The 15897-nt window shown below is 68.4% G+C and carries 12 protein-coding genes, 2 tRNA genes and 2 pseudogenes; 6 read left to right on the top strand and 10 right to left on the bottom strand.

What is annotated here, in order from left to right:
- Positions 1–29: 29 nt before the first annotated feature.
- The 3 genes from V9G19_RS16695 to leuC all read right to left on the bottom strand — a co-directional run bounded on the left by V9G19_RS16695 (position 30) and on the right by leuC (position 2741).
- Positions 30–566 carry an HU family DNA-binding protein gene (locus tag V9G19_RS16695; RefSeq protein ID WP_462286561.1) on the bottom strand — a complete coding sequence of 179 codons (537 nt, stop codon included), beginning with the start codon at positions 564–566 and terminating at the stop codon, positions 30–32.
- Positions 567–740: 174 nt separating this feature from the next.
- Complete coding sequence (gene leuD, locus V9G19_RS16690; protein WP_462286560.1) at positions 741–1325, bottom strand: 3-isopropylmalate dehydratase small subunit; 585 nt, start codon at positions 1323–1325, stop codon at positions 741–743.
- Positions 1326–1349: 24 nt separating this feature from the next.
- On the bottom strand, positions 1350–2741 hold the full coding sequence (gene leuC / locus V9G19_RS16685) for a 3-isopropylmalate dehydratase large subunit (RefSeq protein ID WP_462286559.1): 1392 nt from the start codon (positions 2739–2741) through the stop codon (positions 1350–1352).
- 97 nt (positions 2742–2838) lie between these two features.
- Here leuC and V9G19_RS16680 point away from each other — a divergent pair, with 97 nt between their 5' ends.
- Positions 2839–3591 carry an IclR family transcriptional regulator gene (locus tag V9G19_RS16680; RefSeq protein WP_462286558.1) on the top strand — a complete coding sequence of 251 codons (753 nt, stop codon included), beginning with the start codon at positions 2839–2841 and terminating at the stop codon, positions 3589–3591.
- 62 nt (positions 3592–3653) lie between these two features.
- Here the strand turns inward: V9G19_RS16680 and V9G19_RS16675 are convergent.
- From V9G19_RS16675 to V9G19_RS16655, 5 genes and pseudogenes are all read right to left on the bottom strand, one after another.
- Positions 3654–3726 (bottom strand) — tRNA-Glu (locus V9G19_RS16675).
- An 86-nt stretch (positions 3727–3812) separates the two neighbouring features.
- Positions 3813–3884: transfer RNA gene (locus V9G19_RS16670), tRNA-Gln, on the bottom strand.
- Positions 3885–3943: 59 nt separating this feature from the next.
- On the bottom strand, positions 3944–4687 hold the full coding sequence (locus V9G19_RS16665) for an HAD family hydrolase (protein ID WP_462286557.1): 744 nt from the start codon (positions 4685–4687) through the stop codon (positions 3944–3946).
- 42 nt (positions 4688–4729) lie between these two features.
- Positions 4730–6247: a glutamate--tRNA ligase gene (gene gltX / locus V9G19_RS16660; RefSeq protein ID WP_462286556.1), complete on the bottom strand. Its 1518-nt coding sequence runs from the start codon at positions 6245–6247 to the stop codon at positions 4730–4732.
- Positions 6248–6274: 27 nt separating this feature from the next.
- Positions 6275–7048, bottom strand: a pseudogene (locus tag V9G19_RS16655) (fumarylacetoacetate hydrolase family protein).
- 139 nt (positions 7049–7187) lie between these two features.
- Between V9G19_RS16655 and V9G19_RS16650 the strand changes: the two are divergent.
- Positions 7188–8066 carry a 3-methyladenine DNA glycosylase gene (locus V9G19_RS16650; RefSeq protein WP_462286555.1) on the top strand — a complete coding sequence of 293 codons (879 nt, stop codon included), beginning with the start codon at positions 7188–7190 and terminating at the stop codon, positions 8064–8066.
- A gap of 2 nt (positions 8067–8068) precedes the next feature.
- Here the strand turns inward: V9G19_RS16650 and V9G19_RS16645 are convergent, their stop codons facing one another.
- Positions 8069–8797 carry a hypothetical protein gene (locus V9G19_RS16645; RefSeq protein WP_462286554.1) on the bottom strand — a complete coding sequence of 243 codons (729 nt, stop codon included), beginning with the start codon at positions 8795–8797 and terminating at the stop codon, positions 8069–8071.
- Between the two features lie 221 nt (positions 8798–9018).
- Between V9G19_RS16645 and V9G19_RS16640 the strand changes: the two are divergent.
- Positions 9019–10164, top strand: a pseudogene (locus V9G19_RS16640) (RtcB family protein).
- On the opposite strand, the gene cimA reads toward V9G19_RS16640, so the two are convergent.
- Positions 10125–11720, bottom strand: a complete 1596-nt coding sequence (gene cimA, locus V9G19_RS16635) for a citramalate synthase (protein ID WP_462286553.1) — start codon at positions 11718–11720, stop codon at positions 10125–10127. The pseudogene V9G19_RS16640 and the gene cimA sit on opposite strands and share 40 nt — an antisense overlap.
- A 311-nt stretch (positions 11721–12031) precedes the next feature.
- On the opposite strand from cimA, the gene V9G19_RS16630 reads away from it, so the two are divergent.
- The 3 genes from V9G19_RS16630 to V9G19_RS16620 all read left to right on the top strand — a co-directional run bounded on the left by V9G19_RS16630 (position 12032) and on the right by V9G19_RS16620 (position 15893).
- Positions 12032–12601, top strand: coding sequence for a DinB family protein (locus V9G19_RS16630; RefSeq protein ID WP_462286552.1), 570 nt, complete (start codon positions 12032–12034; stop codon positions 12599–12601).
- Between the two features lie 155 nt (positions 12602–12756).
- The gene (locus V9G19_RS16625; protein ID WP_462286551.1) at positions 12757–14358 is read left to right on the top strand and encodes a wax ester/triacylglycerol synthase domain-containing protein; all 1602 of its coding nucleotides are present in this window, start codon (positions 12757–12759) and stop codon (positions 14356–14358) included.
- Complete coding sequence (locus V9G19_RS16620) at positions 14355–15893, top strand: acyl-CoA synthetase (RefSeq protein ID WP_462286550.1); 1539 nt, start codon at positions 14355–14357, stop codon at positions 15891–15893. The genes V9G19_RS16625 and V9G19_RS16620 overlap by 4 nt, the downstream gene beginning before the upstream one ends.
- The last annotated feature ends 4 nt before the right edge of the window (positions 15894–15897 follow it).

Below are 15897 nucleotides of genomic sequence, written 5' to 3'. Positions count from 1 at the left end.
GGGCGGCGCGCGTCGGATGCGTTGTTGGCTCAGGCCTTTTTGGCGGCCTTGGTCACGCGCTTGGCGGTCGGACGCGTGGCCGACTTCGCAGCTGCCTTGGAGGCCGTCGCCTTGGATGCCGTCTTGGCGGCGGCGGTCTTGGCGACGCGGGCGGGGGCGGTCTTGGCGGCGCTGCGGGCGGTGGACTTGGCGGTGGCCGCCTTGGAGGTGGTCGCGGCCTTCGCCGTGCTGGCCGGGGCCGCGGTCTTGGCGGAGGCGCGCGCGAGCACGGGGGTGCCCTTGGGCATGCTCTTGGGGTTCTTGACGTAGTCCTTGAACTTGGTGCTCGCCGAGAACCGCGGCACCGACGTCTTGCGGATCCGCACGGTCTCACCGGTGCGGGGGTTGCGTCCGGTCCGCGCTGCCCGCGCGACCTTTTCGAAGGTGCCGAAGCCGGTGAGAGACACCCGGTTTCCCTTGGCGACCTCCTTGACGATCGTCTCCAGGACGACCTCCACTGCGTCGGCCGCGAGGCGGCGGTTGCCGAGACGTCCCTCGACCGCTGCCACGAGATCTTGCTTGTTCACTGGGTCCACTCCATCGTGTCACTCGGGCCGGCCGACGCCGGCGAACCAGGAATCGCAGCGGCTGCTTTGATCCACTGTCTGACGGTAGGGCCCCAACGGCACGCGTGTCCAACATTTCGCCCGGTTGACACGTTGTGTCGCAAGGATTTTTTTGCCCCGGCCCGCGCGGGGAAGTCACACGGTGGGTTTGAAAGCCGCCCGATTCGCCTCGTATGCCGCGATTTCGGGCTCGTGACGCAGAGTCAGGCCGATGTCGTCGAGCCCCTCCAACAACCGCCAGCGGGTGTAGTCGTCCACCTCGAAGGCGGCGACGATGTCCCCGGCCGTGATCGTGCGCGACTCGAGGTCGACGGTCACCGACGCACCCGGCTCATTCTCCAAGTACTTCCAGATCAGCTCGATGTCGTCTTGGGAGGCAACGGCGCTCAGCAGTCCCTGCTTGCCGGAGTTGCCCCGGAAGATGTCGGCGAAGCGGGAGGAGATCACGACTCGGAACCCATAGTCCATCAACGCCCACACGGCGTGCTCCCGTGAGGATCCGGTGCCGAAGTCCGGCCCGGCGACCAGGACCGATCCCGCCCTGAAGGCCGGATCATTGAAGATGAAGTCGTCGTCCTTGCGCCACGCGGCGAACAGGCCGTCCTCGAACCCGGTGCGCGTGACCCGCTTGAGGTACTCGGCAGGGATGATCTGATCGGTATCGACATTGCTGCGCCGCAGCGGGACTCCGATTCCGGTGTGGCTGGTGAAGGCCTGCATCGTGGCCTACCTCTTTCGCTCGGGCTACAGATCGGCGGGGCTGGACAAGGTGCCACGCACCGCGGTGGCCGCGGCGACAAGGGGGCTGACCAGGTGGGTGCGCCCGCCTTTGCCTTGGCGGCCTTCGAAGTTGCGGTTGGATGTCGACGCCGAGCGCTCGCCCGGGGCGAGCTTGTCCGGGTTCATGGCCAGGCACATGGAGCAGCCCGGGAGGCGCCATTCGGCGCCCGCCGCGGTGAAGACCTTATGCAGGCCCTCGGCTTCGGCCTGCTCCCGCACCCGCGCCGACCCCGGCACCACGAGCATCCGCACCCCGTCGGCGACCTGGTGACCGGCGATGACTCCCGCGACCGCGCGCAGGTCCTCGATCCGGCCGTTGGTGCACGACCCGACGAAGACGGTGTCGACCGCGATGTCGCGCAGCGGCATACCAGGAGTCAGGCCCATGTAGTCGATCGCTCGCTGGGCGGAGGTCCGCTCGACCTCGTCGACGATGTGCTCGGGGTTGGGGACGCTGCGCCCCAGGGGGGCGCCCTGGCCGGGATTGGTTCCCCAGGTGACGAAGGGGGTCAGGCTCGCCGCGTCGATGACGACCTCCGCGTCGAAGACCGCGTCGTCGTCACTGCGCAGTGAGCGCCAATAGTCAACGGCCGCATCCCAGTCCGCACCGCTCGGCGCGTGCGGGCGGCCGTTGAGGTAGGCGAAGGTCGTCTCGTCTGGGGCCACCAGGCCGGCCCGCGCGCCCGCCTCGATCGACATATTGCAGATCGTCATCCGCGACTCCATCGACAGCGCTTCGATGGCCTGCCCGCGGTATTCGAGAACGTAACCCTGACCCCCGCCGGTGCCGATCTCGGCGATGACCGCCAAGATCACGTCCTTTGCGCTGACTCCTTCGGGCAGCTCGCCATTGACGGTGATCGCCATCGTCTTGAACGGTGTGAGCGGGAGGGTCTGGGTGGCCAGGACGTGCTCGACTTCGGAGGTGCCGATCCCGAAGGCGAGCGCGCCGAACGCGCCGTGCGTCGAGGTGTGGCTGTCGCCACAGACCACGGTCATTCCCGGCTGGGTCAGCCCGAGCTGCGGGCCGACGACGTGAACGATGCCCTGCTCGGCGTCGCCCATCGGATAGAGCCGCACGCCGAACTCCGCGCAGTTGGTGCGCAGCGTCTCGACCTGGGTGCGGCTGACCGGGTCGAGGATCGGGCCCGGGGTGGTCGGGACGTTGTGGTCTTCGGTGGCCAAGGTCAACTCGGGGCGGCGCACGGTGCGCCCGGACAGGCGCAGGCCGTCGAACGCTTGCGGTGAGGTCACCTCATGGACCAGGTGGAGGTCGATGTAGAGGATGTCCGGCTCCCCCGGCGCCGACCGGACGACATGGTCGGCCCAGATCTTCTCCGCGAGCGTTCCCGCCATGGCTGCCTCCTCGACGCGCCTGCCAACGTGAGCAGGCTCGCACGGGACTCTTGGTCCGGGACTTGCGTCTCAGGCAATGAGACGGCAATATCAATCCATGGACAGTTCTAGTGGGGTCGGTGTCCTCGACAAGGCAGCCGTCGTGTTGAGCGCGCTCGAAGCGGGCCCGTCGACTCTCGCGCAGTTGGTGACGGCCACCGGCCTGGCCCGGCCCACGGCCCACCGGCTGGCCGTCGCGCTCGAGCATCACCGGCTCGTCACGCGCGATTTGCAGGGCCGCTTCGTCCTCGGTCCGCGCCTGGCCGAGCTGGCGGCCTCCGCCGGCGAGGACCGGCTGCTCGCCGCCGCCGGGCCGGTTCTCGGCGCCCTGCGCGACCACACCAACGAGAGCGCACAGCTCTTCCGCCGCCAAGGCGATCACCGGGTCTGTGTGTCGGCCGCCGAGCGGCCGGTGGGTCTGCGCGACTCGATCCCCGTCGGCGCGACGATGACGATGCTTGCCGGGTCGGCCGCCCAAGTGCTCCTTGCTTGGGAGGAGCCGGACCGGCTGCACCGCGGGCTGCAGGGCGCGGCGTTCAACGCGACGACGTTGTCCGGGGTGCGCCGCCGCGGCTGGGCACAAAGCGTTGGCGAGCGCGAGGCCGGCGTCGCCTCGGTCTCGGCGCCGGTGCGCTCTCCTTCGGGTCGAGTCATCGCCGCCGTCTCGATCTCCGGCCCAATCGAGCGGCTCTCCCGCCAGCCCGGCCGGCTGCACGCCGCGACCGTGATCGCCGGCGCCAACAAGCTGACCGAGGTGCTCGCCCGCCACGCTGCCGCGCAGGAGGCTGCGGCCAAGGCCCAGGCCGAGTAGCAGCGCGCACCCGGCCACAGCAAAGGCCCCCTGCGCGAGGCAGGGGGCCGAAGCGAGGTGCGTAGCCCCGACGGGGTTCGAACCCGCGCTACCGCCTTGAGAGGGCGGCGTGCTAGACCGCTACACAACGGGGCCGTGCTGGGTGCTCGCCACGGGCGGGCACCGGGGAGCAACCATACTCGACGCAGCGGGTTGCCACCGAATCACGCCAGGGGCGTGAGCTGGGGTACCAGGACTCGAACCTAGAATGAGTGAACCAGAATCACTAGTGTTGCCAATTACACTATACCCCAAGGGGTATCGGAGCCCCTTCGTGCCGGAGCACGCGCGGGCGACGAACCGAAGGGTGATACTACCGGCCGCTCCCGCGGGCTCCCAAATCGCTCGCGCAACCCGCCAGCGCCGGCACCGCCAACAGATCGGGCAGGATCGGTATGCCGCGCCCGGCAGCCCGCTCCCGGCTCGGGTCATCGAGCGTGTCCGGATCGCGCACCAGCCAGGCCGCGATCAGCCCAGCGTCCGCCGCGCCGAGCGCGTCCGGCAGCCACTCGTCCCCGACATAGAGGGTCTGCGCCGGCGCCGTCCCGAGTTGTCGGCAGGCCTCATGGAAGGCCCGCGGATCGGGCTTGCCAATGCCGAGGGTGTCTCGCGTGCAGATTGTGCCCAGCAGCGGGGCCAACCCGGTCTCGGCGAGCTTGCGTTGGGTGTAGTCGGCGCCGGAATTGGTCAGCACCCCCACCGGTAGCCGACAGTTCGCCAGCGCCGCGAGGCAGGCGGCCACATCGTTAAAGACCCGCAGCCCGGCCGTGAACTCCGGCTCGTATGCCGCTTCGAACGCCTCCCGCTGCCCGCTCACCTCGGCCTGGCCGAGCCAGGCCGCGAGTTCGGCGATCCGGCGGCGGCGCATCTCGGCAAAGTCCACCTCGCCGCGGGTGAACGCGCCGAAGTGCCGGCCGGGGTCGGCGCGGAAGCGTTCTCCCGAGCGGGCCAGCCGCTCGGGGGACGCGCCCGGCCAGAGCCGGCCCGCGGCATACGTCCCGGCGGCGTGCATGGCCGTCCGCGTGTCGATCAGGGTGTCGTCCAGGTCGAGCAGCACGCCCTGGATAGGCGCCGCCGGCGGCATACCGACTGGCACGCGTCAGAGCGAGTCGCGCAGCGCGTGCAGCCGGGCCAGGGTCGAGGTCTTGCCGAGGATCGCCATCGACTCAAAGAGCGGCGGCGAGACCTTGGCGCCCGAGACGGCGGTGCGCAGCGGCCCGAACGCCGCGCGCGCCTTGAGCCCCAGCTTCTCGACGAGTTCGGCGCGTAGGGCCGCCTCGATCCGGGCGACGTTCCACGCGCTTGGCTCGGTGAGGCTGGCCAGGTGGTCGTCGATGTCGCCGAGCACGTCGATGGCGGCGCTGAGGACGTGCGCCGCGTTTGGGCCGAGGTCGCGCCGCGCGTCCTCGGCGATCTCGAGCATGTCGTCGCCGACGAAGAAGGGCTGCACGAGCGGCACCGCGTCCTTAAGCAGCACGATCCGCGTCTGGATGAGCGCCGCGATGTCCTTCAGCCGGCCCAACTCGCCGAGGGACGGGTTGCCCGACAGGACACCCTCCCGCTCCAGATAGGGCAGCAGCCGCGAGGTGAAGTCACTGAGCTCGAGGTCGCGGATATAGACACCGTTGAGCCAGTCCAGCTTTTTCAGGTCAAACATCGGGCCGATCGGATTGACCTTGTCCCACGCGAAGTCTCGGGAGAACTCGGCGAAGGTGAACTTCTCCAGGTCATTGCCCTCGGCGTCCTTGGCCGGCGGATAGGCAAGCAGCGCAAGGAAGTTGACGATCGCCTCGGGGACATAGCCCTGCTCAACGAACCAGGTCAGTCGCGCCTCGGGGTTCTTGCGCTTGGAGATCTTGGACTTGTCGACGTTGCGCAGCACCGGCATATGGGCGAACTTCGGCAGATCCAGCCCGAGCCAGCGATAAAGCAGGATGTGTTTGGGCGTGGAGGAGATCCACTCCTCCCCGCGCACGACATGGGTCACCTGCATCTCGTGGTCGTCGACGACGACGGCCAGGTGATAGGTCGGGAAGCCGTCGGCCTTGAGGATCACCTGGTCGTCGGGGCGGGGCGCGTTGACCCGGCCGCGGATCAGGTCGTTGAACTCCAACTCGACGTCGTCGGGGATGAGCATCCGCACGACTGGGGTCTCGCTGAAGCCCGGCAGCTGCCGCCGCTCCTCCTCGGTCTTGCCGTAGCACAGCCGGTCATAGCCGGTGGCCTGCTTGGCGCGCTGTTGCTCCTCGCGCATCTGTTGCAATCGCTGCGGGCTGCACCAGCACTTGTAGGCGTGGCCCGCGGCGAGCAGCTTCTCGACGTAGGGGCGGTAGGTCGCCAGCCGCTCCGACTGCCGATAGGGGCCGACCGGGCCGCCCACATCGGGGCCCTCGTCCCACGTCAGCCCGAGCCAGTGCAGGGTGTCGAACACCTGCTGCTCGCTGCCCTCCCGGAAGCGCGCCCGGTCGGTGTCCTCAATGCGCAGCAGGAACTGACCGCCCTGCTGGCGCGCGAACGCCAGATTGAACAGCGCCATATAGGCGGTGCCGACATGCGGGTCGCCGGTGGGCGACGGCGCCACGCGGAGGCGGACCGGGCCGAGGTTGTGCTTGCTCATAGTGCCGCTCAGTCTAGGGACGCGCGGTCACCCACGCAGCACAAACGGATTGGCCAGTATGCCGATGCCCTCGATCTCGACCTCCACCCGGCTGCCGTGATCGACCGGGCCGACGCCCGCCGGGGTGCCGGTGAGGATGACGTCGCCGGGTAGCAGCGTGAACGCGGCAGAGAGGAACTCGATCAGCGCCGGAATGTCGAAGATCAGGTCAGCCGTGGTGGCGTCCTGGACGACCTCGCCGTCGCGCCGAGTGATCAGCCGCAGGTCCGACGGGTCGAGGTCGGTCTCGATGGCCGGCCCCAGGGGGCAGAAGGTGTCCATGCCCTTGGCGCGGGCCCACTGCCCGTCCCCGCGCTGCAGGTCGCGGGCCGAGACGTCGTTGGCGCAGGTGTAGCCGAAAACGACCTCCCGCCAACGCTCCTTGGGCACGTCCTTGGCGATCCGGCCGATGACGACGGCCAACTCACCTTCGTAGTCCACCTCCTTGGCAAACGGCGGGATGACCACCGGGTCGTCCGGGCCGATCACGGCCGTATTGGGCAGGATGAACGCCATCGGCGCGGCCGGCACCTCGTTGCCGAACTCGGCCGCATGGTCGGCATAGTTGCGGCCGATCCCGATGATCTTGCTGCGCGGGATGACCGGCGCCAGCAGCCGCGCGTCGTCGATCGGCACCCGCTGCCCGGTGAACTGCACTCCCTAATAGAGCGGGTCCCCGACGATCTCGGCGATCACCCGCCCGGAGTCCTCCAACACGCCGTATGCCGGGTTCTCCCCGGTCGAGAAGCGCACGATCCGCATGCCCGTCACCCTACGTCGAGGGTGTCGCTGAGTTCGGCGCCTGAGGACTAGGCTGAAGACCGGCCGCCAGTCATCTTCGAGTCGGGACCGGGGGCTTGTCCTCGGGGGCCGCCGCGACAGGAAGGCATAGCGTTAGGGAGTGCAGGAGGTCCACATCAGCCGACGGCGGTGGCTCGCGGTCCAGGCCGAACACGTCCTGCGCGCGGATGAATTGACCGCCGGCCGCCGGGCCCGACGAGGCACGGGCGCCAAACATCCGGTCGAGGACTTCCTCTTCGAGTACTACAACTTCACCCCTGGCAAGCTGCGGCGCTGGCATCCCGGAGCGGGGGTCGTCCTGGAGGACGCCAGCGGCGAGGAGCGGGCGCGGTGGCCGGGATACCTCACCCGCGCCGACGGCGGCGTGCTGCTGGATGTCCACGGTCTCGTCGCCCGGCGCGGCGAAGCGATGGGCTTCGTCCGGTCCCTGCTGCAGGCGACCCTCGATCGTCCCGCATTCACCGGATGTTTCGGTCTGCACGAATGGGCCATGGTCTATCGGCTTGCGCCCGAAGAGATCCGGCACGCGGCATACCCGCTGCGGTTGTCGCCGAGCGAGACCAATGACGTCGTCGAGAGCCACACCATCCGCTGCAGCCATTTCGACGCCTTTCGGTTCTTCACCCCGGAAGCACTCTCCCGCAACACGATCCAGCCAACGCGCGGCGAGCAGGTCACCAACGAGCAGCCGGGCTGTCTGCACGCCGGCATGGATGTCTACAAGTGGGCGCACAAGCTGTCGCCACTGACGCCAAGCGAGTTGACCCTCGACGCGTTCGAGCTGGCGCGCGAGATCCGGATCCTCGACATGCGCGCCTCGCCCTACGACCTGAGCGCGTTGGGTCTGGCACCGGTGGAGATCGAGACCGCGGCGGGCAAGCTGACCTATGCGAGCGCGCAGCGGGTCTTCGCCGAACGGTCGAATGCGTTGCGGGAGCGTCTCCTTGAGTCAATCACCAGGGCCGAGTCCGCGCTCTAACCTCAGCCCCTGTCCGGTTCGCGCCGCTCATCAGCGCCGCGACCGCGCAGTTCCTCGCGCTTGGCCGGCTGGGCGGCGCGGCGGCGGATTTCGCTGCGCGCCAAGCCGATACCAATGAGGATCGGGACGACATACTTGGCGTGGTCGAGGATCCACCGCACCCAGCCGGGCAGATCCCAATCGAGCCACGGGATCGAGGGCAGGGTGATTTCCGGCCACGGAATCGACGGGAGGTCCCAGTCCGGCCAGGGAATCGACGGCACATTGAGCGAGACGTCCGGCAGCAGGCCGGCCAGCTGAGCCAGCAGCCAGACGCCGATGATCGGCAGCACAACCTTGGCGACGCCCGCGGCGACGTGGCGGGCGGCATACAGGCGCGGGCGGCGAGCCATCCGCTCATCACGGAGGGCGAGCGGCGAGCCGGTGACCGGCTCGAGGTCGACTCCCCCAACACCCAGATGCGCTGCGCCCGCGGCGTTCTCGCCCTCGAACCACACCGCGCGGCGCGGCGCGCCAAGACCGGAGAAGATCAGTCGCATCGCCCCGGCCCCCTCGCCCGCCCGCCCGTGCGGGGTGAGCACGACCTTCTCCTCGCTCGACTCCTTCTCGGCAACAAGCGCGCCGTCACGGCGCCAGACGATCTCCCGTTTGGTCCACGACGTCTCCCGGGTGGTGACTGTATGGATGCTCCCGCCGACATCGAGCGTCCACTCCTGCACCGCTTGGCCCACCGCGAATCTCCTCCTCCGGTGTGTTGGTCACCCCAGTGCACCGTGTCCGCGGCTGCCGGCGCGTCGGCCAGCGGTCTATGCCCGCCCGACCGGGCCCCCGACCAAAGTCGGTAGTCGCAGGAAATCACGGGCGGCCGGGACCCGGCAGCGACTACAGTGAACCGGCTCGGCACCGTGCCGGTAACCGCACTCATGCGCGGGTCACGAGAAGGCAAAACACCATGGAGCAGCTGCAGCCCACCCTGCTGAACTGGGCGAGCATCCTCGACCCGGGAACGCGGGCTCAGGCGGAGGCGACCGCGTCGCTGCCGTTCATTCATCCGCATGTGGCGCTGATGCCGGATGCCCACCTGGGCAAGGGAGCGCCCGTCGGGTCGGTCATCCCCACCCTCGGCGCGATCATCCCGGCCGCCGTCGGCGTCGACATCGGGTGCGGGATGATCGCGGTCAAGCTGACCGAGGCGGCGGCCGACGCGCAGTTCGACCCGGCGGCCTACCTCCGGCATTGGCCGCTGCAGCCGGGCACGCTCGGATCCGGGAACCACTTCATCGAGATCACCCGTGACGAGACCGGCCAGATCTGGCTGTTCCTGCACTCGGGCTCGCGCGGCGTCGGCAACAAGATCGCCCAGCACCACATCGAGGTCGCGCGGCGGTTGTGTGCGCAATGGCTGATCCCGTTGCCGGACAAGGATCTTGCCTACCTCGCCGAGGGTACCGACGAGTTCTGGGCCGATGTCCGCCAGATGCGGTGGGCGCAGACCTATGCCCTGCTCAACCGCGAGGAGATGATGGACCGGCTCATCGCGTGCGTCGCCGGCTGGATCGGCGTCGAGGTGGAGCGGCAGGGGGAGATCAACTGCCACCACAACTACACCGAGCAGGAGAAGCACTACGGCAAGACGGTCTGGCTCTCCCGCAAGGGCGCCATCTCGGCACGGCCCGGTGAGCCCGGACTGATCCCCGGATCGATGGGCACGGCGTCGTATGTCGTTGCCGGACTGGGCAACCCGCGTGCGCTGATGTCGGCACCGCACGGCGCCGGCCGGGTGCATTCGCGCTCCTCGGCCCGGCGAACCTTCACGATCGACTAGTTGCGCGCGGCGATGACGGGCATCGAGTTCCGCGACACGGCGAGCTTCATCGACGAGATCCCCGCGGCATACAAGGACATCGATCAGGTGATAGCGGACGCGGCGGATCTCGTCGAGATCCGGCGCACCCTGCGCCAGCTCGTCAACGTCAAGGGCGAATACCCCGGGCGGCAGAACACGATTGGTCGGCGGGCCCGGCGATGCGTCCCCGCGCGCCGGGACTCTCATCGGGCTCAGGTGCGGGACTCGACGCCGGCCCGGATCAGCCCATAGGTGACCGATTCGAGCAGGGCGTCCCAGCTGGCTTCGAGAATGTTGGCGGCGACGCCGATCGTCGACCACGTCGTCGAACCGTCGCTCGTCTCGATCAGCACGCGGGTGATCGCGTCGGTGCCGTGCTCGGTGTCGAGGATGCGGACCTTGTAGTCGACCAGCTCCAGGTGGCCGATCTCGGGGTAGGCGTGCGCGAGGGCCCCGCGCAGCGCCTGGTCGAGGGCGTTGACCGGACCGTTGCCCTCGCCGGTCTTGACGATCCGCTCCCCCGCGGCGCGGACCTTGACGGTCGCCTCCGAGAGGGCCTCGTCCTCGCCGCGAGCGTCGGTGATCACCCGCCACGACTCGACCTCGAAATACTCCGGGAGGCCGCCGTTCAGCTCGCGCCGCAGCAGCAACTCGAAGCTCGCGTCGGCGGCGTCGAAGGTGTAGCCGCGCAACTCCAGGTCCTTGACCGTCGCCAGCACGCTCGCGACCTTGGCGGCGTCCTCCTCGTTGGCGCCGTCGAGGCCGAGCCCGAGTTCGCGGCTCTTCAGTTCGATCGAGGCCCGGCCGGCCATGTCGGAGACCAACATCCGCATGTCGTTGCCGACCGCCTTGGGGTCGGTGTGCTGATAGAGATCGGGGTCGACCTTGATCGCGCTGGCGTGCAAGCCGGCCTTGTGCGCAAAGGCGCTCGAGCCGGTGTAGGGCTGGCGGCTGTATGGCGCGACATTGGTGATCTCGCTGATCGCGTGCGAGATCCGCGTAGCCTCGGCGAGGCGGTGGGAGTCGATCAGCTCCCGGCCCTGCTTGATCTGCAGGTTGGCGACCACGGTGACCAGGTTGGCGTTGCCGGTGCGCTCGCCATACCCATTGATCGTGCCTTGGACGTGCGTGGCGCCCGCATCGACCGCGGCCATCGAGTTGGCGACCGCGCAGCCGGTGTCGTTGTGGCAGTGGATGCCGACGCGGGCCGAGGTGCCCGCCAGGACCTCACCGACGACGTCGGCGACCTCGGAGGGCAGCATGCCACCGTTGGTGTCGCACAGCGCAACGACCTCGGCGCCGGACTCCGCGGCAGCGCGCACGGCCTCAAGGGCGTATGCCCGGTCGGTCCGGTAGCCGTCGAAGAAGTGCTCCGCGTCGAGGAAGACCCGTCGCCCCTCGCCGCGCAGGAAGGTGACCGTGTCGCGGATCATCTCGAGGTTCTCGGCCAACGTGGTCCGCAGGGCCCGCTCGACGTGACCGACGTGGCTCTTGGCGACCAACGTCACGACCGGGGCTCCGGAGTCGACGAGCGCACGCACGAGCGGGTCGCTGTGCGCCTGGCCGCCGGCGCGCCGGGTGGCACCGAAGGCCGCCAGAGTCGCGTTCTTCAGGTGGAGTTCGCTCTGGGCGCGCCGGAAGAACTCGGTGTCCTTGGGGTTGGCGCCCGGCCAGCCGCCCTCGATGAAGCCGACGCCGAGCTCGTCGAGCTGCGCCGCAATGGCGAGCTTGTCCATCACCGAGAGGTTGAGCCCCTCTTGCTGCGCGCCGTCACGCAGCGTGGTGTCGTAGACATGCAGGTCGGTCATCGCTTCGTTCGCCTTCGGGATCGGTGGTTGTGGTGTGCGCCGGGGCAACAAAAAACCTCCCGAGCCGGGAGGTCAGCGCAACGAGGGGGCTCGTTGCGCTAGTCGATAATGATGCTCGCGGAGGTCACGGAGCTACTCAAACACATCCCCGCGCTGCTGCCAAGAGGTGTCCGTATGCCGTCGCGGTTCCAGTCCCGCCCTGCGCGCGAGAATGCGCCCTGGACCACGTCGAATCCTGATGAGAGATCAGGAAGTGACCGGAAGGCATGCGAGGCTGAGGGCACCACAACAGCGACGACCAAGGAGTATGGATGTCCTTCCTGACCCCGAATGGCACCGGCGAGCGCGAGGTCATCACGGCCTTCCTCAGGCAGCAATTCGCGCAGGCACGGACGACCGTCTATGGCCTAAGCGACGAGCAGATCCACCTCACCCCGACCGCCAGCGCCTTTTCCCTGGCGTCGCTGCTGCGCCACCTGGGGCAGGTCGCCCGTGACTGGGGACGCAGTGTGGCCGCCGCGCCAGAGTTCCCGTCGGAGGCGGGCGCCGAGACTGACGGCGGCGACTACACGGTCGATCCGTCCGAGACGCTGACCGATCTCCTCGCCGAGTTCGATGCCGCGGTCGATGAGCTGGCCGGCATCGTCGCGGCCGCCGATCTCGACGCGATCGTTCCCACGCCGAAGGCGCCGTGGTATCCCGAGGACCTGACCGGCTGGCAGTCGCGGTGGGTGCTGCACCACCTGATCGCCGAAGTTGCGCGCCACACCGGCCACGCCGACATCATCCGCGAGTCGATCGACGGCAAGGGAGCCTACGAACTGAACGACCGCGCGGACGGCCTCGTCGCCGACGACGAGGACTACCCCTCCTGGGGGTGAGCGGCGCGCCGGCGCAGGCCGAGGTCACGGTGTTTTCCGCTGAGCGGCATGCCGTAGCCACGGCCGACGCCTGCTCGCTAAGGTGACCCTTCGGCGCCCAAAGCTCGTGGCACGACCTCAACGGCCACGGCGTTCCTTCGACGATGAGGTTGCGGATGCAGAAGCTCACGACGCTCGATCGCATGTTCAGTTCACTGGACAGCGAGACCACCAACGGCGTTCTGGGCGGGCTGGTTCTCTATGACCCGCCGCAGGACGGGCGGCGAGCAGCGGATGCCGGCTTCATGCGTGAGCGAATCGCGGAACGCATCGACTACCTGCCCCCGCTCTACCGCGAGGTCAAAAAGGCTCCACTGCGGATGGACCACGACTGGCTCGGCCGGGCCAAGCGGGTCGATCTGACCAAGCACGTCCGCACGCTCACTCTGCCGGCACCGGGCACGCACGACCAGCTGGCCCGCGAGGTCAGCCGGCTGATGAGCACCGACCTCGACATGTCAGGTCCCCCGTGGGACTACATCGTGATCGAAGGACTGGAGGACGGATCGGTCGCCCACCTCCTGCGGGTCCACCACCTCGTGGTCGACGGCGGCTCGATGCCCCGCTTGTGGGACGCGCTGCAGGACGAGCCCACGATGCCGCTCGTCAAGGAGGATGAGCCAGGCTTCCCCGAGCCCAGGTTCGGCACGCCGGAGATGCTCGTCCGCGAGGCCGTTGGCGTGGCAAAGCGGCCGGTCGACTGGACCCTCTTCAGCGCCAAGATGGCCGGCTGGATGGTCAAGGCAGTCAAGGAGCAAGGCGTCGTCGGGGCCTTGCTCGGTCCGACCCGGATCATGTTGCCCGGCAAGGCCGCCAAACCCATCCAGGCCGCCTTCAATCCGATGCTCCGCAAGCGGGGCACGCCCGAGATCGTGCCCTACGTGCCGCGTCTGGTCGCGCCCAAGACCCCATTCAACCGCCGCGTCACCGCGCAGCGCACATTCGTCTTCGCCGACCTGCCGCTCGCGGATTTCAAGGACAGCGGCAAGCTCATCGGCGCCTCGATCAACGACATGGTGTTGGGCGTGTGCGCCGGGGCCTTGCGCCGTTACATGACCCAACGCGGCATCTCCACCGACGAACCGCTGATCGTCTGTGTGCCGGTCTCCATCCGCCAGCCCGACGAGAAGATCCAGTGGGCGAACTTCGTGCACATGATCTTCGCGCCCTTCCCGGTCGACATCGAAAACCCCGTCGAGCGGGTGCGCAAGTCGAGCGAGGCGGTGAAGCTGTCCAAGGGCAGCTTCGATGCGATGCCGACCGTCCATCTGCGCGAGATGTTCAAGTTCATCCCGCCGCCCACGTTCAACCTCATGGTCAAAGCGTTCGTGAAGCTGCCGGGCAACTGGTCGCGGGGCACCTGGAATGTTGTGGTGTCCAACGTCAAAGGCCCGTCGAAGCCGAACCATGTCGACGGCCTGCGCGTCAAGGGTTACTGGCCGGCGTCGTTCTTGTCGATCGGTGGAGGGATCAATATCACCTTGCAGAGCTACACCGACCGGATCTGTTTCGGGATCGTCGGTGCACCGGAACAGGCCGGAGACCTCCAGCCGCTCGTTGACGCCCTCGGCGAGGTCCTCGCCGAGACGGTCGCGGCGGTCAAGGCAAGCGCGCCGACCCCCTTGGTGCCGCGGCGTGAGACCGAGCGGACGACACCCGCTCCCCGCGCCCGCCGACCCCGAGCAACCAGCCAGCGAGCACGAAGGACTTCCTCATGAGCAGCCCCGACATCACGCTGGGCGGCTGGTTCTCCGGCCGCGCCGCCCGCTCCCCGAGGCGGCCGGCGCTGACCTTCGAGGGCACGACGTGGACCTTCGGCGAACTGCTCGAGCGGATCGACCGGCTCGCTGCGGCACTGCGCGCTTCCGGCGTCAAGCACGGCGACAGGGTGGCCTTCATCGGCTTCAACCAGCCGGCGTCACTGGAAACCTGGGTCGCCTGCTCCCGCCTGGGTGCGATCTACGTCCCGCTCAACTTCCGCCTCGCCGGCCCCGAACTCGCGTTCATCATTGAGGACGCGGGCATCCACACCGTCGTCGCCGGGTCTGCGCAGATGGCGGGCATCGACGCGATCCGCGAACAGGTCAACGTCCGGCACTACATCGGCGTGGACGAAGGCGCGCAGCGGCCCGAGGGGTGGGCGTCATACGAGAAACTCATCACCGCAAACGGGCGCCTCGATTCTCCCGATGTCGTTCGCCCCGAAGAACTTTCGGTCATCATGTATACCTCGGGGACGACCGGGACCCCCAAGGGGGTGATGCTCAGCCACGAGAATCTCTGGTGGAGCGACATCGCCTTGTTGAGCTGGATCGACATCAGTGCCGACGACGTCACCTTGGCCTTCTCCCCCCTCTTCCACATCGCTGGCCTCAACTTCATGATCGGTATCACCTGGATGCGCGGCGGACATGTCGTCCTGCACCGCTCCTTCGATGCCCAGGCGACCTTGGACGACATCCAGAAGTATCGGATCAAGACGCTCTTCGGGGTCCCCGCGATGTTTATCGCGATCAGCCAGCTTCCCGGCTTCGCCGACGCCGACCTGTCCACCGTTCGCATGGCCGTATGCGGTGGCGCGCCCGCCCCTGAGCCGCTGCTGCGCATCTTCGCCGACCGCGGCATCGGAGTTCTCCAGGGCTACGGGCTGACCGAGACCGCGCCGGCCGCGATCTTCCTGGTGGCCGAATACGCCCTGTCCAAGCTTGGCGCTGCCGGCCAGCCGCCGCTGTACATCGAGGCCAAGCTCATGGACGGCACCCGGGAAGTCACCGCACCATTCGAGCGCGGCGAGATCCTGCTCAAGGGGCCGAATATCACCACGGGCTACTGGAATCGCCCGGAGGCCACGGCCGCCGCGTTCGATCCAGGTGGCTGGTTCCACACCGGGGATGTCGGCCAATACGACGATGACGGGATCATCTCGATCGTTGACCGGGTCAAGGACATGGTTATCAGCGGGGGCGAAAACGTCTATCCCGCCGAAGTCGAGAATGTGCTCTTCGGCCACCCCGCTGTGTCCGAGGCCGCCGTCATCGGCCTCCCCGACGAGAAGTGGGGCGAGGCGGTGACCGCCGTCGTCGCCCTACACCCAGGCGCGACGCTGACCCTGGCCGAGCTCCGGGAGTTCGCGAACGAGTCGCTCGCCCGCTACAAGCTGCCGCAGAAGCTCTTCGTCGTCGATGAGTTGCCGCGCAATCCCACGGGCAAGGTGCTCAAGTTCCAGTTGCGGGACGATCTGTCGACCGAGTAGCCGG

Origin of the sequence: Nostocoides sp. (assembly GCF_037045025.1) — a bacterium.
GTDB lineage: Bacteria > Actinomycetota > Actinomycetes > Actinomycetales > Dermatophilaceae > Nostocoides_A.
Note: the sequence above shows the minus strand (reverse complement) of the source record. Positions and strands in the feature narration are given on the sequence as shown.